This is a genomic window from Kitasatospora sp. NPDC041988, from assembly GCF_055588525.1.
In genome coordinates this window covers 194,075-212,666 of sequence record NZ_JBVJCO010000001.1, presented here as the reverse complement: position 1 = coordinate 212,666, position 18,592 = coordinate 194,075, and the positions used below count along the sequence as shown (strand labels likewise).

15 protein-coding genes and 1 pseudogene are annotated in these 18,592 nt (G+C 72.5%); 4 read left to right on the top strand and 12 right to left on the bottom strand.

Going from position 1 to position 18,592, the window contains the following annotated elements; genetic code table 11:
• Positions 1 to 29: 29 nt before the first annotated feature.
• The 6 genes and pseudogenes from ACZ6NC_RS00825 to ACZ6NC_RS00800 form a co-directional block, all read right to left on the bottom strand.
• Positions 30 to 1,192 (bottom strand): annotated as a pseudogene (locus ACZ6NC_RS00825) (4-hydroxybenzoate 3-monooxygenase).
• 359 nt (positions 1,193 to 1,551) lie between these two features.
• A complete protein-coding gene (locus tag ACZ6NC_RS00820) occupies positions 1,552 to 2,919 on the bottom strand; it encodes a carotenoid oxygenase family protein (RefSeq protein ID WP_465727508.1) in 1,368 nt (455 codons plus the stop codon).
• Between the two features lie 65 nt (positions 2,920 to 2,984).
• Positions 2,985 to 3,425 carry an SRPBCC family protein gene (locus tag ACZ6NC_RS00815; RefSeq protein ID WP_465727506.1) on the bottom strand — a complete coding sequence of 147 codons (441 nt, stop codon included), beginning with the start codon at positions 3,423 to 3,425 and terminating at the stop codon, positions 2,985 to 2,987.
• A gap of 181 nt (positions 3,426 to 3,606) precedes the next feature.
• On the bottom strand, positions 3,607 to 5,121 hold the full coding sequence (locus ACZ6NC_RS00810; protein WP_465727504.1) for an MFS transporter: 1,515 nt from the start codon (positions 5,119 to 5,121) through the stop codon (positions 3,607 to 3,609).
• Positions 5,122 to 5,242: 121 nt separating this feature from the next.
• The gene (locus ACZ6NC_RS00805) at positions 5,243 to 7,234 is read right to left on the bottom strand and encodes an AAA family ATPase (RefSeq protein WP_465727502.1); all 1,992 of its coding nucleotides are present in this window, start codon (positions 7,232 to 7,234) and stop codon (positions 5,243 to 5,245) included.
• 233 nt (positions 7,235 to 7,467) lie between these two features.
• Entirely contained in the window at positions 7,468 to 8,040 is a 573-nt protein-coding gene (locus ACZ6NC_RS00800; RefSeq protein ID WP_465727500.1) for a TetR/AcrR family transcriptional regulator, read from the bottom strand.
• Positions 8,041 to 8,386: 346 nt separating this feature from the next.
• Here ACZ6NC_RS00800 and ACZ6NC_RS00795 point away from each other — a divergent pair, with 346 nt between their 5' ends.
• A complete protein-coding gene (locus ACZ6NC_RS00795) occupies positions 8,387 to 9,286 on the top strand; it encodes an MBL fold metallo-hydrolase (RefSeq protein WP_465727498.1) in 900 nt (299 codons plus the stop codon).
• A gap of 121 nt (positions 9,287 to 9,407) precedes the next feature.
• On the opposite strand, the gene ACZ6NC_RS00790 is transcribed toward ACZ6NC_RS00795, so the two are convergent.
• From ACZ6NC_RS00790 to ACZ6NC_RS00765, 6 genes are all read right to left on the bottom strand, one after another.
• Positions 9,408 to 9,791: a VOC family protein gene (locus ACZ6NC_RS00790; protein WP_465727496.1), complete on the bottom strand. Its 384-nt coding sequence runs from the start codon at positions 9,789 to 9,791 to the stop codon at positions 9,408 to 9,410.
• A gap of 144 nt (positions 9,792 to 9,935) precedes the next feature.
• Complete coding sequence (locus tag ACZ6NC_RS00785; RefSeq protein ID WP_465728293.1) at positions 9,936 to 11,081, bottom strand: RNA polymerase sigma factor; 1,146 nt, start codon at positions 11,079 to 11,081, stop codon at positions 9,936 to 9,938.
• A gap of 8 nt (positions 11,082 to 11,089) precedes the next feature.
• Positions 11,090 to 11,497, bottom strand: a complete 408-nt coding sequence (locus ACZ6NC_RS00780; RefSeq protein WP_465727494.1) for a YciI family protein — start codon at positions 11,495 to 11,497, stop codon at positions 11,090 to 11,092.
• A gap of 165 nt (positions 11,498 to 11,662) precedes the next feature.
• Positions 11,663 to 11,965 (bottom strand): putative quinol monooxygenase, encoded by a 303-nt coding sequence (locus ACZ6NC_RS00775; protein ID WP_465727493.1) that lies wholly within the window; start codon positions 11,963 to 11,965, stop codon positions 11,663 to 11,665.
• A 176-nt stretch (positions 11,966 to 12,141) separates the two neighbouring features.
• Positions 12,142 to 12,324 (bottom strand): hypothetical protein, encoded by a 183-nt coding sequence (locus ACZ6NC_RS00770; RefSeq protein ID WP_465727492.1) that lies wholly within the window; start codon positions 12,322 to 12,324, stop codon positions 12,142 to 12,144.
• A gap of 363 nt (positions 12,325 to 12,687) precedes the next feature.
• The gene (locus ACZ6NC_RS00765; RefSeq protein WP_465727490.1) at positions 12,688 to 13,695 is read right to left on the bottom strand and encodes a DUF2278 family protein; all 1,008 of its coding nucleotides are present in this window, start codon (positions 13,693 to 13,695) and stop codon (positions 12,688 to 12,690) included.
• Positions 13,696 to 14,145: 450 nt separating this feature from the next.
• Between ACZ6NC_RS00765 and ACZ6NC_RS00760 the strand changes: the two genes are divergently transcribed.
• The 3 genes from ACZ6NC_RS00760 (at position 14,146) to ACZ6NC_RS00750 (ending at position 18,472) form a co-directional block, all read left to right on the top strand.
• On the top strand, positions 14,146 to 16,947 hold the full coding sequence (locus ACZ6NC_RS00760) for a M4 family metallopeptidase (RefSeq protein WP_465727488.1): 2,802 nt from the start codon (positions 14,146 to 14,148) through the stop codon (positions 16,945 to 16,947).
• 471 nt (positions 16,948 to 17,418) lie between these two features.
• Positions 17,419 to 17,850, top strand: coding sequence for a DUF7144 family membrane protein (locus ACZ6NC_RS00755; RefSeq protein ID WP_465727486.1), 432 nt, complete (start codon positions 17,419 to 17,421; stop codon positions 17,848 to 17,850).
• A gap of 289 nt (positions 17,851 to 18,139) precedes the next feature.
• On the top strand, positions 18,140 to 18,472 hold the full coding sequence (locus tag ACZ6NC_RS00750; RefSeq protein WP_465727484.1) for a hypothetical protein: 333 nt from the start codon (positions 18,140 to 18,142) through the stop codon (positions 18,470 to 18,472).
• The last annotated feature ends 120 nt before the right edge of the window (positions 18,473 to 18,592 follow it).

Sequence of the window (18,592 nt, the reverse complement as noted above, 5' to 3'; positions counted from 1 at the left end):
GCCCGGGGTCCGGCGCTCGGGCCGTCGGCTCACAGGCCGACGTAGTTCTCGGCGAACCAGTCCTGGTGGGTGCGCGAGGTGCGCAGCGACTCGATCCGCGAACGTCGCAGGGAGTCGCGGAACAGCGATTCGCCGTCCGAGCCGGGCGGGCGGTGCAGCAGCTGGATCATCCACTGCGAGAACTCCTGCGCCCGCCAGATGTGTGCCAGGGCCTGGGCCGAGTAGCGGGCCAGGGCGTCGCCGTCGCCGTGCGCGAGGTCGTCGATCAGGCGCGGGCGAGGATCTCCGCCTCCAGCACCGCGAGGTTGGCGCCCTTCGCGGCGGACGGGCTGATCAGGCCCGCCGCGTCGCCGGCCAGGAGGAGCGAGCCGTGGCGCAGTGGTTCGATGACGTCGGATTCGAGGTCGACGACGGCGCGTTGGAGGATCCGACCCCGGTTCAGCGGCCCGTAGTCCCCGGCGCGCATCCGTACGTCGAGCTCGTCCCAGATCTGGTCGTCGGACCAGGCGTCGGCCGGGGTGCCGCGTTCGCACTGCAGGTAGTAGCGCGTGATCTCCGGGGTGCGCGCCATGTGCCCGGCGAACCCCCGAGCGTGCACCGCGTAGGCAACGGCATCGAGGCTCGGCGGCGCCTCGACGAGCAGGCCGAGCCAGGAGACACCGTGGTCACGGTGGTGGCGGACCGCCTCGGGCGGCAGGGAACGGCGTGCCGCACCGTGGCGGCCGTCGCAGCCGGCGACGTATGCGGCCCGCCACCGGCCGGGGTGGCCGTCCGCCCCGCGCACGGCGACCGATGGGCGCGGGCCGGACGCGTCGAGCACGGCCAGCGCCTCGGTCTCGAAGTGGACCCGACCGCCGGCGTCCAGGTACTGGGTCAACAGGTCGGTGACCAGATCCTGCTGCGGATAGACGGTGTGCTGCTCGCCCCGGCCGAGGCTGCCGTAGTCCAGGCGGAAGCGGCCGCTGTCGGTGCGGAATTCGCAGCTGCCGTGCTTGTGGCCGCGCCGGTGCAGGCCCTCGGCGAGGCCGTGGCGGTCCAGGGTCCGGACGGTGTCGGCGGCGAGGAAGCCGGCGCGCGCCCGGGTCTGGACGTGCACGCAGTCGGCACGTTCCAGGACGACGCAGTCGATCCCGTTCCGCTGGAGGAGGTTGCCGAGCAGGAGCCCGGCGGGCCCGGCGCCGAGGATGACCACGTCGGCCGCGCCCTGGGCCGTTCGGGTGTTCTGACTGTTCGTCACAGGAAGTGGATCATAATCGGCACAAGATACACGGAAAGGCGTAAATCACCCCAACCGGTGAATAGGATGATGATCTCTGCCATTGGCGCCAGGCAACACGCTGATGCCGATGTGCAGCCCGGCCACGAACGGAGCGGGCGAGGGTGCGCCAACCGGCTTGATGCCCTTCCCGGCCGCCGGGAAGGGCATCAAGGTCTGCTGGTCGGGCGCGGACGGGCCCGGGAGGCGGGCGCTTGGCCGTCCCGCCGAGGGCCCCGGGGTCAGTCCTCGGGTGCCGGCCCGCCGGAGGAGCCGGAGCACCCCGTCACGGTAAGTCAGCTCCTGGCGTCGTCCGGCGTGCCGTCGGGGATCCAGGAGCCGTGGAGGCCGGCGCTCACCCGGTGGGGCAGGTGGACGGTGGCGATCCGGTCGAGACCGGAGGCGTCGAGAACCAGCAGCTGGGAGGCGTCCTGCTTGAGGTCGGAGACGACCGTGAGCAGATAGCCGTCGTCCTCGCAGGTGGCTGCGGCGGCGGGGACGAAGACGGCCTCACCGGGCATGCGGGCGTCGCCGACCTGGTGGATGCGGCGTGCACCGGTGGTGCGGTCGTACTTGACCACGCCGTAGCCGCCGAAGCCCTTCTCGTCGGGGAAGGCGATGGCGTAGTGGTAACGGTTCTCGGCGCCGAGGTACTCCTCGTTGAGGGTGGGGAACTCCACCGGCAGGTCGTCGATGATCTGCTCGTCGACGCTGCCGGCCGCCATGTCGATCACCCAGCGGCGGGTGTAGGAGCGGGCGACGGGCTCGGTACCGCGCCCGGGCGCGCCGACCCACCAGTTCCAGGAGAGCCGGAATCCCTCCCGGTCGACGGTGGGGCCTTCCAGGACGATGCGGCCCTGGCCGTCCTCGTAGGCGTTGGCGACGTGCAGCATGTTGCCCGGTTCGATGAAGAACCAGCGGACGTTCCGGGCGCCGTCCGTGCCGCGGGGCATGACGCCGATGCGGGCGGGCTGCCCGTCGCTCCAGCCGTAGGGGATCCCGGAGTGGTCGGTCGGGTCGAACGTGACGTTGCCCTCGACGAAGACCACGTGGTGGCGGGTGATGGCGAAGTCGTGCTTGAGCGAGGCGGTCGCCCCCGGCACCTCGGCGCTGTGGACGATCTCGCCCTTGGCGTCGGCGACGTAGTACGTCAGGAACGGCGGGAACGGCGAAGAACCGAAGAAGTGCAGCTCCCCCGTGACCGGGTCCTCCTTGGGGTGCGCGGTCATCGCGGTGCGCAGCTTGCCGTCGAAGTCATGGGCGCCGACCGTTTCCAGCTCCCGGGTGAGCTCGAAGGGGAGGTTCGCCTCGCACAGGGCGAGCAGCCGCCCGGCGTGCTCGATGACGTGGGTGCCGGCGGCGGAGGCGGTCAGGTCGGGTCCGTGTTCGGTCATGTAGGGGGCGCCGTCCAGGGCGGGGGTGTGGACCCAGCGGTTGCGGTACCACTCGGCGCGGCCCTCGCGCAGCCGGATGCCGTGCACCATGCCGCTGCCCTTGAACCAGTGGGTGGGGGTGATGCCGGGCTTGGGGTTGTGGCCGTTGCGAAGCAGTCGGCCGGCCAGCTCGGGCGGCAGGGTGCCCTCGACGGTGAGCCCGGTGGCGGTGATCTCGTCGGTGACGGGCGTGAAGTGGCCGGTCACGTAGGGGGGCTTGGTGGCGGTCATGGCAGGAGGCTCCTTCGGTAGGTGTGATGGCGCGACGGCGCGATGGCGCCGTGGATGACGAGTGATCAGGCAGACTGCTCGGAGCGGCTCTTGAGGTGGGAGAGCCAGTTCTCCAGGGAGCCGTGGAGGGCTTGTCCGAGGTGCTCGGCCGCGGCCTCGACTGGAGCCCCGCTCCAGGACTCCTCGGTGCGGACGGTGACGCGGTCGCCGCTCTGCTCGAACGTCCACACGTGGAGGCCGGTGATGCCGTCGGCAGGGCCGCCCCAGACGATCCGCTCACCGGGGACCAGTTCGTAGACCGTGGAGGTGATGTCCAGGCCGTGGGTCCGCCAGCTGAAGGAGTTCCCGGGCGCCAGCGGGCCGCTGACCTCGGCCTGCTCGACGTCCGTGTTCCAGGTGGGCCAAGCGGCGACGTCGGTGTGCAGCTCCCACACCGTCGCGAGCGGGGCGTCGATCACGGTGGACAGGCGGACGATGACGGGGGCGGTCTCGTCGATGGTGACCATGGCTGTGGTTCCTCTCCTGAGGGCGGGCGGGTTGCCGGTGGTTCGGCCGGTCCATCGGTCCGGCCGCTCCGGGTGAACCGCGGGGATTCCGGAGTAGCGGGGATTCCGGGAGTTGCGGGGATTCCGGGCATTGCGGGGTTCGAGGGCTTGCGGGGTTCGAGGGCTTGCGGGGTTCGAGGGCTTACGGGGTTTGCAGGGCCCTCGCGGTTCGCGGGCCGCCGGCCGGGTGGGTCACGGTGTCCGCGGTGGCTGCGATGGCTGTGGCAGCTGCGATTCGCGGACGGGTGTTGCGGGTGAGGAGCAGCGCGAGGAGCGCAGTCGCGGCCAGGACGACGGCCGAGACCGTGAAGGCGGCCCGGTAGCCGGCGGTGAGGGCCGCCAGATGGGGCTCGTGCGTGGACGCCTGGGCGGTGACGGAGCCTGCGAGGGTGGCCAGCGCGGCGAGGCCGATCGCGCCGCCGACCTGGCGGGTCGTGTTCACCAGCCCGCCGGCCAGGCCCGCGTCCTGCGGCGGGAGTCCTTCCACGGCGAAGGCGGTCAGCTGGACGAAGGCGATGCTCAGGCCGAGGCCGACCAGGACGCTCGGGCCCAGGACGTCGGCGAGGTAGCTCCCGTCGACGCTGATCCGTGACAGCCACAGCAGGCCCGCGGCCTCGGTGACCAGGGCCGCCGTGACGGTCGCGGTGGCGCCGATGCGCCGGGAGACGCGCGGGGCGAGGGCCGATCCGAGCATGTTGGCCGCGGCGAGCGGGAGTTGGCCCGCTCCGGTGGCCAGGGGGCTGGATCCGAGAACCTGCTGCTGGTAGAGCGGCAGGAGGAAGAACAGGGCAATCCACACGGACCCCAGCAGGGCCATCAGCAGGTTTCCTGCCGCCACCCGGCCGGTACCGAACAGCCGCGGAGGTATCAGCGCGTTCGGCCGGCGCAGCTCGATCACGGCGAAGGCGGCGAGGAGCACGGCGGCCGCACCGAGGGCGCCCAGCACCCCGGCGTCCGTCCAGCCGGCGCCGCGTGCGGTCGTCAGCGCCCACACCAGGCAGGTCAGGGTCAGGGTGACGGTGACGGTGCCCAGCAGGTCGAAGCGCCCGGGCTTCCGTCCGGCCTCCCGTGGGAGGAGGGCCACCACGGCGGCCAGGACCAGCACCGCCCCGAGCGCGACGGAGTGGAAGATCCACGGCCAGCCCCACGCCTGGGTGAGCACACCGCCCAGCAGGACGCCGCCTGCTCCTCCCGCGCCGGAGACCGCGCCCCACACCCCCAGTGCCCTGCCGCGCCCGGGACCGGACGGGAACAGCTCCATGGCCAGGGCGAGCGCAGCCGGGGCGATGGCGGCGGCGCCGACGCCCTGCACGGCGCGGGCGGCGATCAGCACACCCGAGGAGGTGGCCAGTCCTGCGGCCGCCGAGGCGACCGCGAACACCGCGAGGCCGGCGACCAGCACCCGGCGGCGACCGAGCAGGTCGGCCGCCCGTCCGCCCGCCAGCAGCAGAGCTCCGAACGCCAGGCCGTAGGCGTTGACCACCCAGGTGGTGCCACTGTCCGACAGGCCGGCCCCGGCGCGGATCTGCGGCAGCGCGACGTTCACGATCGAGGTGGCGAGCATGACGGTGAACTGGGCTGCGGCGAGCACCGTGAGCACGGCCGCCGGCCGGGGGGCGGGCCCCGTCCGCCCCGGCTGTGTGCGTTGGAGGTTCATGGCGCACAGCCTCGTGCGGAGCGGTGTCCACTCTCCAGGCCCGGCAGGGACCGCGACTGTCCACCGCTGTCCACTCCTGTCCGGCCCGCCCCGCCCCGCCACAGGCACGTGCCCGCCGTCGTCACCGGGGGCCGTGCAGCTCCTGCTGCCACAGGGATTCGCACAGCAGGTCCAGGCCCTGGCGCACGTGACGCCGGTAGGTGCCGTACGGAAGGCCGAGGCGGCGGGCGGCGGCCTCCTGGGTGGGCGCACCGGAGAAGTGGCCCGCCGCCAGGGCCTCGCGGGCGCGTACACCGCGCGGGTCGCGGGCGAGGTCGTCCACGGCGTGGCGCAGCAGGGCGCGCAGCTCTTCGACGGGATCGGCGAAGTCGGCCGCCAGCCGGGTGCGCGTCAGGGCGCAGACCGCGAAGGCGGCCGGGTCCCGCCAGTGCGCCAACGCCTCCCGTACGGCCTGGTCGAACGCAGTGCGTGAAAGGGCGGACGGCCCGGGCTGGGCGGGGACGTCGGTGGCCGATATGAAGCGGCCGAGCCACGTCTCGACGGGCACCTGACGCCAGTCGACGCCGAACAGCCCGTAGGTGTGTTCACCGACCCGCGGCCGCGCCCCGATGTCGCTCAGGGTCCCCTTGACGCGCTCGGCCCAGGCCTCGGCGTCCCGCCAGACGGCGAAGCCGTAGGCGCGGCCGCGGGCACGGGCGGCCTCCGCCTGGGCACGGGAGCTGCTCAGGTCGATGACGCGCGAGGGGACCTGGTAGCGCTCCGGGTAGACCGAGAAGCGGCTGATGCCGATGTGCTCGCCGGGGCCGACCGGCGCGGTGGCGTCGGTGTACGCCCAGGCGGCCGCGACGACGGGGTCGACGGCGACGTCCCGGGGGTCGGCAGGAGCCGGCAGGGCCAGCCGGGCGGTGAACGCCACGGTCCGGCCGGTGCTCACCAGACGGTAGACGCTGAACGCCTGCGGCTGCCGGCCGGCCCAGTAGCGGACCAGCTCCGCGGAGGCCGGCCCCTCGGCCTCCTCGGCCATCCGGAGCACGTCGTCGAGGTCGTCCGGCCGCAGCGGGCAGTCGTGCACCTCCTCCTCGCGCGACCACGTGCGCATCCGGGTCAGGCTCTCCAGCTCCCGGAAGAGGTAGAACAGTTCGTCGGTGACCGTCCACACCCGCTCCTCGGGCGCCTCGCGCAGCATGCGCAGATACTCCTCCACCAACCGCTGGCGCATCGTCACGAAAGCGTGGGGAGCCCTCCACCGCAGATCGGCCGTCAGCGTCTCGCGCGCGGCGTCGTGCGGGTAGAGGCCCCGTGGAGCGGACTCGATGAAGGGGAGGTCCCTCAGCCAGCCGAACAGCAGATGGACGTCCTCCTCGGGCAGGACGGCGGCAAGCAGTTCCTCGGAGGTCGAGTGCGCCTGCGCCGCCACCTCCAGGGCACGGCGGTGGGCCGCCGTCGGCACCTCCCCGATCAGCCCCGTCAACAGCGTCCGCAGGAGGTCGGCCGAGGGCGCCCAGACCTCCTCCCGGCTCCAGCCCGTCGAACCCGCGGCCGCCGCGAGCGACAGCGCCAGCGGATTGCCCCCGGCGAAACGCAGCACCCGCTCCCGCAACTCCGGCCGGACCTGCGCCGTGGCCAGTACGCTCCGGGCCTGCTCCTCCGAGAACGGCTCCAGTTCACGGACGTACAACGCCCCGGACCAGGCCGGGTCGGCGAGCCACTGCGGCTGTGGCGCGAGGCGACCGGCCAGGACCACCAAGGTGTCGTCGGCGGCACGAGGCAGGAAGCGCTGCCACAACCAGGCCTCCAGCCACTGGCAGTGCTCGAAGGAGTCCACGAACAGCACCGTGCCGGCGACCTCCAGGAACGGGCCGGCCGCACGCTCGAAGTCGGCCGGGTCCCGGCTGACGAAACGACCGTCGACCTCGACGACCAACCGCCCCGCCGCACGGGCCCGATCAGCCAGACAACGCAGCAGCGCCGACTTCCCGATCCCTCCCGGCCCGAACACGTAGAACGCGAACGGCGCCTGCGGATCCCCCGCCAAGGCCTCGCCGAACGCGCCGAGTTCCTCCTCCCGGCCGATGAAAGCCCGCTCCCGCGTCCTGCTCAGTCTCTCTCCCACGGACCCCACGTCGGTTCCCCTCCCACTTCCCACCACCGGACGAACCCGCCCGGAGACCCTGAAAGACCGCAGACCTCGACAGACCGCAGCCCCTGACAGTCGGCAGACCTCGACAGACCCCGCCGGGCGGAACGCGCCGGCCGGAACGCGGCACGGGCGACTGCACCCTCCGGTCCGTCTCACCGCCCCGGCCACAGCGGTGACTTCTCGTCACACGCCGGCCTGACTCGACATCAGGCGGGCACGTCCTCCGAACCGAGGAAGCCCGCGACGAGCCCGCGCGCGTACGCGGCGTCGAGACCGGCCGGCCGGAAGAGGATGCGGTACATCAAGGGAGCGACCACGCGGTCCATGGTCGTCTCGACGTCGGGAGTGTTCTCCTCGCGCGCGCTCGCCCGGGCCAGCAGGACGTCGATCTGTTCGGCCGCGTAGGCCGAGCACCGGCCGGCGTTGCTGCCGTCCGGGTCGCCGAGCAGAGCGTCGCGGATGTAGGCGCGGCCCGAGGGGGACGCCATCTCGTCGAGGAACTGCTCGGCCCAGGCCGTCAGGTCGGACCGCAGGTCCCCGTGGTCCTCCGGCGCCGTGTCGGGCCGAAGGCGCTCGACCGCAACGTCCGACAGCAGCTCCTGGAGGTCGCCCCAGCGGCGGTAGATCGTCGACGGGGTCACCCCCGCGCGCTGGGCGACCAGGGGCACCGTCAGTGCGTCGCGGCCCACCTCCGACAGGAGTTCACGTACAGCGGCGTGCACCGATGCCTGGACCCGGGCACTGCGCCCGCCGGGGCGCACCATCTGTCTGCGGCTCATGAGACCACCTTAAAGCACAATCCTTGCGTTTAAGGGGGCGCTCGCTTCGGAGCCGAACGCGCGGGACCCGGGCGACCCGCCTCCACTCCCGCGCCAAACGCTAACAGTTTGCGTTAGTCGCCCCGCAGGTTCTACGGTGGCTTAACGCAAACAGATTGCGTTTACCGGGAAGGACTCCCATGCCCAGCGTCATTTCCGACGCACCCGCGCGCCGTCCCCTCCGGGTCGCCCGTGCCCGCCGGCGACCACCCCCGCTGACGAACTCCCCGTCAGAAGACCACCCCCGCAGACGACCACCTCTGCCAACCACCACCGCTTCCGACAAGAGCAAAGGAAACGACGGACCATGCAGACCTCCGCCGCCACACCCATCCCCTCCTGGACCGTGGGCGCCGTCACCGTCCACCGCATCGACGAGGTCCTCCTGCCCCCTGCGACCGGGCCGTGGCTGCTCCCCGACGCCACCCCCGAGGTGGTGACCGGCCAGGCCTGGCTGCACCCCCACTTCGCCGACCACGAGGGAATCCTGCACCTCGACAGCCACAGCTTCGCGTTCTCCGTGGGCGGGCTGCGCGTCCTCGTCGACACCGGCATCGGCAACGGGAAGGAGCGGGCCAACCCCGCCTGGCACAACCTGCGGACCGACTACCTGGAGCGCCTCACCGCCGCCGGCTTCCCCCCGGACTCCGTCGACCTGGTCGTCCTCACCCACCTGCACGCCGACCACGTCGGCTGGAACACGCAGGAGGTGGACGGAGCGTGGATCCCGACCTTCCCCAACGCCCGCTACCTCACCTCCCACGCCGAGCGGGAGTTCTGGGCCGCCTACGACATGGAGGAGGCCCGCCGGCAGATGTTCCGCGACTCCGTGACGCCGATCGAGCAGGCGGGCCTGCTGGACCTCGTCGACGTCCCGGCCAAGGGCATCGAGATCGCCCCGGGCCTGCGCCTGCTGCCCACGCCCGGGCACACCCCCGGCCACGTCGCCGTCGAACTGACCAGCCACGGTGAGACGGCGCTGATCACCGGCGACTGCATCCACCACCCCGTCCAGCTCGCCCACCCCGCCATCGGCGCCTGCGTGGACATCGACCCGCGGCAGTCCGAGGCCTCGCGCCGCGAACTGCTCGACTCCCTCGCCGGCACGGACACCCTCGTCCTCGGCACCCACTTCGCGCCGCCCACCGCCGGCCGCGTGGTCACGCACGGGGACGCCTACCGGCTGCTTCCCGTCTCCGCGACCTGACGGGACGCCCCGTCCGGCCGGCCGGACCAGCCCGTGGATTCCGGCACGCCGACCCGCTGATCACCACCCGGCCTCCTCGGCGGTGGGCTCGCCCATCCACCGCGGCTTGGACCACACGTGGTCAGAGGGGCTGGAGCCGCGTGTGCAGGAGACAGAACTCGTTGCCTTCCGGGTCGGCCAGGACGTGCCAGCTCTCGGCGCCGGTCTGGCCGACGTCGACGGGTTTGGCACCGAGGGCGAGCAGCCGCTCCAACTCGGCGTCCTGGTCGCGGTCGGTGGCGTTGACGTCGATGTGCAGTGGGAGCTTCCCGGTCCGCGGGTCGCTGCTGGGGCTGAGGACGAGGGTGGGCTGCGGGCCGCCGAAGCCGGCGTCGGGCGGCCCGATGTGGATGCTTCCGTCGTCCTCCCGGCCGAGTTCGACGTAGCCGAGGACCTCGCTCCAGAATGCGGCGAGCCGGCCGGGGTCGGCGCAGTCGATGACCAGTTCACTGATGCGGCATGCCATGCCCGCCAGTGTACGTGGACAGCTCAAAGGCCATTCATCGGCCGCGTGTTGGAGGGCGACGCAGCACGCGACCGCGTTCCGCCGACTGCGACGCGAGCACAGGGCGCCGCACCACGTGCCGCGGGAAGACGCGAGTGCGACCAGTCAGCGACGCCCGCGGGTGTTGAGCCGGGCGGCCTGGCGCGTCAGGTGGTCACGCTCGGCGAGGTTCGGTGCCTTTCGGGCCGCCTCGGCGTACAACCGTGCCGCCGTCGCCAGGTCGCCGTCGCGCTCGTGGAGGTACGCCGCCACCGCCTCGTGGCGGGGCAGTGAGTCATCCAGCGCCGCGAGCGCCGCCAGCCCGGCCCGCGGTCCGTCGGCCTCGCCGACGGCCACCGCCCGGTTGAGCCGCACGACCGGGCTGCCGGTCAGACGCACGAGCTCGTCATACCACCCGACGATCTGCACCCAGTCGGTCTCCCCGGCGGTCGGCGCGTCGGCGTGGAGGGCCGCGACGGCCGCCTGGGCCTGGAACTCGCCCAGCCGGTCCCGGGCGAGAGCCGCCTGCAGGATCCCGACACCCTCCGCGATCAACCCGGTGTCCCACCGGCCCCGGTCCTGCTCCGCGAGCGGCACCAGGCTGCCGTCGGGCGCGGTCCGGGCCGCGCGCCGAGCGTGGTGGAGCAGCATCAGGGCGAGCAACCCCGCCACCTCGGGGTGGTCGATCGCGGCCGCGAGCTGCCGGGTGAGCCGGATGGCCTCGGCGGCGAGGTCGACGTCGCCGCTGTAGCCCTCGTTGAAGACCAGGTAGAGGACGCGCAGCACGGTGGCGACGTCGCCGGGCCGGCCGAACCGCACGCCGGCCACGGTGCGCTTGGCCCGGCTGATGCGCTGCGCCATGGTCGCCTCGGGCACCAGATAGGCCTGGGCGATCTGACGGGTGGTCAGCCCGCCGACGGCGCGCAGCGTCAGCGCGACCGCGGACGACGGTGTCAGCGACGGGTGGGCGCAAAGGAAGTAGAGCTGGAGCGTGTCGTCGACCGCGGGCGCGGGCCCGGGCGCCGGCTCCTCGTCGACGAGGTCCTCACGCCGGCGGCGGGCGGCGTCCGCGCGGGTCCCGTCGAGGAACCGGCGCCAGGCCACCGTGACCAGCCAGCCCTTCGGATCCCGCGGCGGGTCGGTGGGCCAGACGCGGACCGCCTCGACCAGCGCATCCTGCACGGCATCCTCGGCCGCCGCGAAGTCGACTCCGCGGCGGACGAGGATCCCGAGCACACTCGGCGTGAGGCTCCGGAGCAGGGCCTCGTCCATCTGGAAGGTCACTCCGTGATGGTAGGCGGCTCCGCGAAGAACGGGCGCACCTCAAGCCACTCGTGGATCGGCTTCCCGCCCGCCCCGGGGGCCGCCGACAGCTCCCCGGCCAGCTCGACGGCGCGCTCGTAGCTGTCGACGTCGATGATCATCCAACCGGCGATGAGGTCCTTGGTCTCCGCGAACGGGCCGTCGGTGACCGGCGGGCGCCCCTCGCCGTCGTACCGGACCCACGCTCCCTCGGGGGCGAGCGCCTGCCCGTCGACGAACTCACCCGTCTTCTCCAGCCGGGCCGCGAAATCGTTCATGTACTGCACGTGCGCCGAGATCTCCTCCGGGCTCCACTGGTCCATCGGCACGTCGTTGACCGCAGCCGGAGCGCCGCGGTAGTGCTTGAGCAGCAGGTACTTGGCCATCGTGGTTCTCCTCGGTGCTGTGCGACCCCTTGTGGCCGCATTCACTACGGGGACGGAGCCGCCCACGGATTCTCGACACCGCCGCCCTGATTATTTTTGACTCTCGTGGATCGACGCACTCGTGGATGCCGGGCCTCGGCATCGAAGCGGACCGAACCACACGGCTCAAGCGGGCTTGACGGCGAGGATGTCGATGGAGTGGATGGTCGGCCCGGCCGCCGGCAGTCTCGGGGCGACCTCCATGAGCGCGGCGGCGATCGGGCCCTCCAGGTGCGCGGTCCGACCGGCCTCGTCGGCGAAGGTGTCGAAGATCCCGAACACGGTCGGGCTCTCCCTGAAGGCGTACCAGGTCACGGTCTGCTCCTCGGCGCGGGCCGCGTCGAGGGTCCCGCGCAGCAGGGCCTCGACCTCGTCCGCATGCTCCGGCCGTGCCTCGATGCGGGCCAACAGGCCGACGTTCGATGACATCTCCGCTGTTCTCCGATCATGTCCGGGTAGCCGCGTACGTCAGCGGCAGTGGAGCAAGCAGTAGCACCGCGACCCGGTGCGGTCCGAGGGCCCCGCACCGGGCAGGAGGCCGTTCACCTCCTCGGCTGCGCCCGGCGGGACAGGCGGTTGAACCCTTCGGCCGGTGCCCCCGCTGGTCAGGCGGTGACGAGCTCCGCCGACCTGACCGCCCGGGTGGCCGGGGACACCGCGAGGCGGACGACGCTTCCGGGCAGGACTGCCGGCGCCCCGGCCGGCAGGGCCCAGGCGACGGTGCGGTCCGCGTCGCCCGTGTCCACCGCCAGGAAGCGCGGCGCCTGGTCGCGCTTGCGCGGCTCCATGCGCAGCACCTCACCGGTGACGACGTGCGGAGCGCGCCGCTCCAGGACGGCGAGGGTGAGGTAGTAGGCGGTGAGCGCGCCGAAACAGGCGATCGCGACCGTCTCGCCCGGCAGGGATCTGTGCCCGCCCTTAAGGGTTATTCACGGGCCGAGCGCCGCGATTAAAGCACTGCGGCCGAGGTGGGCGGCCGGAGCTGGATCCGGGTGCGGGCCCGGGTGCGGGCCCGGGTGCGGGTCCGGGCCCCCGGCAGGAGGCCGGGGGCCCGGTGTGGCAGTGGTGTCTGGTCCTCGCCGACCGGGTGACTGGTCGCGCACGGGTCGATGACGACCACGGCCGGCGGTCTGCCACGGGGCTCTCGTCGGTCAGAAGGCGATCGTCCGGCCCTCGGTCGCGGCCTGGCCCGCGGTGTAGGCGACACCGTGGACCTTGAGCCCGGCGGGGTCACAGAGGGTGATCGTCCCGCCGTGGTTGCCGAGCTGGAAGCCGTTGCCGCCGGCGACGGTGATCGTGGTGCCCGGCTGCAACTGCCGGGAGGGCAGCGGGAGCTGGTGACTCTGACGGTCGACGAGTCGCCAGCCGGTGAGGTCCACAGCACCGGCGGAGGCGTTGAGCAGCGTCACGGTCTCGGCCTCCGGCGCCGGTCCGACCGGGTTGACCAGGGCGGCGATGATCCGCAGGGGCTCCTGGTGGTCGGTGGGCTTTTCCGGTGCGTCGGGAAGTACGTGGCCCGTGGTTTCGTGGGTGTGCCACTTCTGGGACTGGAAGGCGAGGAACACCGCGACCCACCGGTCCTCGGCGGGCAGGTGGAAGAGCAGACCGCCGTCCTGCCAGACCCCGTCCTCCGGGCGGTGGTCCGCGCTGTTGCCCTGGTTCATGTGAACCTCGTGCACGCCGTCGGCGGGCTGGAACTCGAAGTCGTCGTCGCGTTCCTGGGGTTTGGGACCGAAGCGCTCACCGAAGACGTAGAGGGCGATCGCCCGGTCCGCGAGGGCCCGCTGGACGTAGTGGTCGAACACGTCGGAGAGGTCGTTGTCGACGCCGGGCAGGTCCGGCGGGAGCACCCGCATGGAGGCCGGATCGAAGAGGTTGCCACGGATGAAGTCGAGAGCTGCGCCGCCCGCCTGCCTGGGCAGTTCCTTCCATCCGCTGCCCGCCGCCGGGAGCTGCTGCGTGAGCGGATGGCGGAAGTCGTCGACCACCGTGTACATCAACTCGTGCGGCGACTCATTCGACCGGACGTTGACGGCGGCCCGGTAGTGGGTTCCGGCGTCGTCGAGGAGGTGGATCTCGTAGTGGGGCGCATCGGTGCCTCCCTCACGGTGCCGGTCGACGGCTCGGGCGGCCAGCACGCCGTAGTTCTTGAGGGGCATCTGTCGTCCTCCAACGCGCTTGGTTCACCGGGATCGGTCCCGGCGCCGCCGCCCGGTCAGGCCGGCCGCGTCCTCCGGGACCGTTGACCACCATCGCAGCCGGTCCACGCGGGGCGAAAGCCGCCGACCGGACGAATCGGACGCGGCCCGCCCCCGGACCGTGGGACGAGCGGAGGTGGCGCGGCGGCCGGCAGGGTCTCGTACGAGGCGGAACACGGGACGGGGCCGGGGGTGGTTCACCGGTGCGGGCGATTTCTGCGGCCGGGGTCGGTTCGTGCCCGTTCGGACATGGGGCAGGTGTGCCGATGTGCAGGGGTTCCGGCTCCCCGCTGCACTTTCGCCCGAGGGCCTGGACGGGCCGGGCGTCCACGATCGAGCATCGGGTGACTGATCGTCATATCGCCGCTCTCGCGGCGCTGCCACCACTGCCGATTCCCGTGGAGGACCGCAGTGCACCACCGTTCCCGTCCGACGGCCAAGGCGCTCGGCGCGAGCGCCGCCCTGAGCCTGGCGCTGACGCTCACCCTGACCGCCTCCCCCGCCCTGGCCGCGCCGCCGGGGCCGCCGGGCCCGAGTGCCGAACCCGATCCCGTCCCCGGCCTGGTGGCCGGCGAGGGCACCGCCGCCCCACAGCTGGTGACCGGGCTGTCGGAGGCGGCGCCCGGCAGCCCGGGCGAGGCGGCCCGGGCCCATCTCGCGGCCCACCCCGACCGGTACCGGATCGACCCGGGGCAGCTGACCGAGCTCGCGGTCGAGCGCACGGCCGAGAGCCGGCACAGCGTCAGGTTCCAGCAGTACCACGGGGGCGTACCGGTGCTCGGCGGGCAGTACCTGGTCCGCCTCGTCGGAGAGGGAGCCGGCCAGCGGGTGGAGTCGGTCGGCGGCAAGTACTTCACGGGGCTCACCGCGCCGACCACCCCCGCCGTACCGGACGCGACGCTGCGCAGGCAGGCGCTCGGCTCGTTCACGGACCCGCGCGCCCGCGCCGGGGCCACCGCCGAGGACCGCGGCCGGGTCGTCCTGCCGGGCGGCGCCGGGCGGCTCGCCCAGCACTTCACCGTCCGCGCCGCCGACCCGGCGACCGGGGAGCCGCTGGTCCGCGAGGTCTACGTGGACGCCACGCGCGGTGTGGTCGCCCTCGCCCACGACGCCCCCGGCCCGTACCAGGCCGAGGGTGCCGGGGCCGGCGCTGGGGCAGCTCGTTCCGCCGCCGGGCCCTCCGGATCCGCCGCAGGGCCCGCCCCGGAGCCCGCCACCGGGACCGCCCCAGACCTCCTCGGCCGGACCGTACCGGTGAACATCGCCCGTCAACCGGACGGGAGTTACCGGCTCGTCGACCTCTCCCGGCCCGTCACCGTCTCCACCTACGACGGGGCCGGACGGGACTACCGGGACTTCGGCCGGCTGCCCGCCGACAGCCTCCCGGTCGGGTCCCCGGGCCCGGACTTCCCGGCCGCCACCGGCACCAGCGGCGCCACCGACGCCCACCTCAACGCCGGTACCGTGTACGACTTCTACCGGAGCCGGCTCGGCCGGGACGGCCTGGACGGCAAGGGCAGCCCGATCACCTCCGTGGTCAACGTGAGCAACGGCGGCGCCCCCTTCCCGAACGCCACCTGGGACGGCCAGAAGATGATCTACGGCAACGGCGACGCCAAGTACCGCCAGTTCGCCGTGGCACTCGACGTGGCCGGTCACGAGATGACCCACGGCGTCATCCAGCACACCGCGAACCTCGAGTACGCCGGGCAGTCCGGTGCGATGAACGAGGCCCTGGCCGACTACTTCGGCAATGCCATCGACGTGACCGCCCACGGCATCGCGATGACCGACCCGAAGGCCGCGCTGCTCGGCGAGAGCCTGTGCCGCACCGGCACCCCCGAGGAGTGCGCGAACCGCCGGCTGGACGACCGCCGCACCACCGTGAACGACTACCTCGGCGCCGGGCTCGACCTCGACAGCGGCGGCGTGCACCTCAACTCCACCATCTTCGGCGGCGCCCTGTGGGACATCCGGCGCACCCTCGACCCGCTCACCGCGGACCGGCTCGTCTACCGCGCGCTCGCCGAATACCTCACCCCGCTGGACGACTTCGTCGACGGCCGCAACGCCGTCCTCGCCGCCGGCCGTTCGCTCGACCTCAGCCGGGCCGAACTCCGTTCGGTGGCCGCCGCGTTCGACGCCCACGGGATCCGGACCGGTTGGCAGAGCCGGATCGAGACGGACAGTCGGTCGCTGCTGCGCGGCGCCTACGCACCGACCGGGCCGGCCGCAGGCGGAGGCCACTGGGTGATGGGTAACACCAACCCGAACGGCCAGGGCGGGGTCGTCCTGTACACCGGCTCCACCACGGCCGCCGGCGCCCCCACCCGGCTCAGCCCCGAGGACGACCGCATGCACGGCTGGGCCGCCACCGACGGCAAGTCCGCCGTCTGGCTGGCGATCGGGCCCGATGCCACCGGTACCTGGGGGACGGAGGTGCTGACCCGCTCACTGTCCGGCGGCCCGGTCCGCAGCGTGTTCCGGTCCTCGAACCAGTCGCCCGTCGACGTACGGATATCCGGTGGGGACATCGCCTTCGTGGTGACCGACGGCAAAACCGGCCGGAGCCGGGTCCAGCTCTCCCACGACGGCGCCCCGCCGGTCGAGCTCCCGCTGCCCGAGGGCCACAACATCGCGCCGTTCGCGGTCTCGTCCCTCACCCTCAAGGACGGCCTGCTCGGCTGGGTCGAGACCTGGACGGCCGGGGAGACGACCCTCCAGGCGCCGACGGTCTACCCGATCGCCACCGGCCGGGTCGGCGCACAGTACGCGGTGAGCACCCCCAAGGGCACCGAACCGCCGGTCGTCACGTCCCCGACGCTCGCGGGCGGCCGGCTGCTCTGGGTGGAGGCCGCGGCCGACCGCAGCGGCGGGGTCACCATCCGGTCCGGCGCCCTGGACGGCTCCGGTGTCACCGACCTGCTCCCCGGCGGCTCGCCGTTCACCCCGGAGAACATGGAGATCACCGCCACCGACCAGGCCGTGACCTTCCAGCACCGCAGCGCCAGGCCGAGCAGCGGTTGGTCGAACGCCGCGTTCCCCAAGCTGTACCAGCTGCCGGTCACCGGCGGCACCCCCGTGCGGCTCTCCTGCAACCGGGGCACCCAGTTCCACCCCGCCGCCGATCAGGGCACCCGGGTGGTCTGGCTGGACGCCACCCCCGGCCGCAACGACCTGGTGGTCCGCAACCGCCCGGCCGGCACCTGCTGACCAGACCACCGCTCCGACGTGTGCCCCGGTGCCGGTACCTCCCGGCACCGGGGCACACGCGCTCCGCGACGGGCCTCCCGGGCACGCGGGCCGACAGCGGGCGCTGCGCCGGAGTGTTCCGGTCGGTCCGAACCGGCCCGCCCCCGCGACTCCGGCAGCGAGCCCTGGGCCTGTCCGGCGGAAGTGGCTGTTGACCGTGAGCGTCGGGGCGGTGCCGCCCACCGATTCGATCCGGGTCATCTGATGGTTTCGCATACTGGTCAGACCGCCTGGCAGGACCGATCAGGGCCCCGGCCGCACCAGCGAACAGGGCCGAGCTGCACGCGACCCTCCGCCGCAGATATCGCCGGGCGGGCCCAACGGGAGCAGGCCGGAGGTGCTGCCAGGCTTCCGCCGTGGCAGCCTGGACATGGGGTCTCCGACCAGGTCGCCCGATGTGGCGACGAGGTTGTTCTCGAAGGAGCCCGAACCATGGCCAGCAACGTCAGTGGAACGCCGACGGGTGCCCAGACGTCCCGAAGGCCGTTCGCAACCGGCTGGACCGTTTTGGCCGCAGTTCTGATGATCTTCGGCGGCGCCATGGCGATATTCGAGGGGATCGCCGCCATCGCCAAGGACGACCTGATCGTCGTCACCCACGACTACACCTACAAGATGAACACCACCGGCTGGGGCTGGATCCACCTCATCCTGGGCATCCTCATCGTTCTGGCCGGCGTGGCCCTCTTCACCGGCGCCGTCTGGGCACGTGTCGTCGGTGTCGTCGTCGTTGGGCTCGGCATGATTGCCAACTTCCTGTGGCTGCCCTACTACCCGTTCTGGGCCATCGTGCTGATCGCCATCGACATCTTCGTCATCTGGGCGCTCTGCGCCGGAACGACCAGAACAGCCTGGAAGGATTGATTCGCCGCCGCCGGCCCGCTACCCACGAGACGGCGGCGCAGCACTGACCGAGCGTTCGCCTCGTTCAAGGCGCCGGGCCCCCAGAAGGCAAGGTGGGTCACCGTTGATCTGCCGTTCGGCGGTCAGTCTTCATCGTCGCCGAGAGCCGGGGTGGCGGCATTGTCTACGTACGTCCGGGAAGGCGGTCGTGCCGCAACGGCACGGCTGCCCTGGAGAGTTGTCGGTCCGACGGTTTCCCACGAGCCGTCGCGGCACGGCAGGGCTTCAATCGAGAAGGAGGTGGGATCCGATGCTCGGAATTCGCTCGTCCAAGTCGCCTGCCGTGGCGTCCTCACTCGAACCGAGCCGGGGCGCGTGGCTACTGCTCGGCGCCAGCGCCATGGCGGTAGGCGCGGGTCTGCACGCCGTTGCGGGGCTGGTGGAGATCATCAAGGAGACCTGGGGAATCAAACAGCCCCGCGATGAGGAGGGCCAGGCTGGCCCGGCGGCCCGGGCGCGCCCCGGGGCCGCCAGCTGGATCCTCTTCGGCGCTGTCACCCTCGGCGCAGGGGCCGTTCTGCACGCCGTAGCGGTTCTTCTGGAAATCATCAAAGAGATCCTGCATGGCAGCCCGAGCTCATAGAGGCGGTGGGTTTTTTTCTTGGGAAGGTCCCCCTGAAAAAAACAAAGTAGGAGTCGTTCCCCCCAAACCCCCCAGGCAGAACTCCCGACCGGAGGGGGGATGGAGTCGTAACAGGTCCCC

Coding starts and splice junctions, on each gene's coding strand:
- ACZ6NC_RS00820 (WP_465727508.1), bottom strand. CDS start 2,919: ATGACCGCCACCAAGCCCCCCTACGTGACCGGCCACTTCACGCCCGTC.
- ACZ6NC_RS00815 (WP_465727506.1), bottom strand. CDS start 3,425: ATGGTCACCATCGACGAGACCGCCCCCGTCATCGTCCGCCTGTCCACC.
- ACZ6NC_RS00810 (WP_465727504.1), bottom strand. CDS start 5,121: ATGAACCTCCAACGCACACAGCCGGGGCGGACGGGGCCCGCCCCCCGG.
- ACZ6NC_RS00800 (WP_465727500.1), bottom strand. CDS start 8,040: ATGAGCCGCAGACAGATGGTGCGCCCCGGCGGGCGCAGTGCCCGGGTC.
- ACZ6NC_RS00795 (WP_465727498.1), top strand. CDS start 8,387: ATGCAGACCTCCGCCGCCACACCCATCCCCTCCTGGACCGTGGGCGCC.
- ACZ6NC_RS00790 (WP_465727496.1), bottom strand. CDS start 9,791: ATGGCATGCCGCATCAGTGAACTGGTCATCGACTGCGCCGACCCCGGC.
- ACZ6NC_RS00785 (WP_465728293.1), bottom strand. CDS start 11,081: ATGGACGAGGCCCTGCTCCGGAGCCTCACGCCGAGTGTGCTCGGGATC.
- ACZ6NC_RS00780 (WP_465727494.1), bottom strand. CDS start 11,497: ATGGCCAAGTACCTGCTGCTCAAGCACTACCGCGGCGCTCCGGCTGCG.
- ACZ6NC_RS00775 (WP_465727493.1), bottom strand. CDS start 11,965: ATGTCATCGAACGTCGGCCTGTTGGCCCGCATCGAGGCACGGCCGGAG.
- ACZ6NC_RS00770 (WP_465727492.1), bottom strand. CDS start 12,324: ATGGAGCCGCGCAAGCGCGACCAGGCGCCGCGCTTCCTGGCGGTGGAC.
- ACZ6NC_RS00765 (WP_465727490.1), bottom strand. CDS start 13,695: ATGCCCCTCAAGAACTACGGCGTGCTGGCCGCCCGAGCCGTCGACCGG.
- ACZ6NC_RS00755 (WP_465727486.1), top strand. CDS start 17,419: ATGGCCAGCAACGTCAGTGGAACGCCGACGGGTGCCCAGACGTCCCGA.
- ACZ6NC_RS00750 (WP_465727484.1), top strand. CDS start 18,140: ATGCTCGGAATTCGCTCGTCCAAGTCGCCTGCCGTGGCGTCCTCACTC.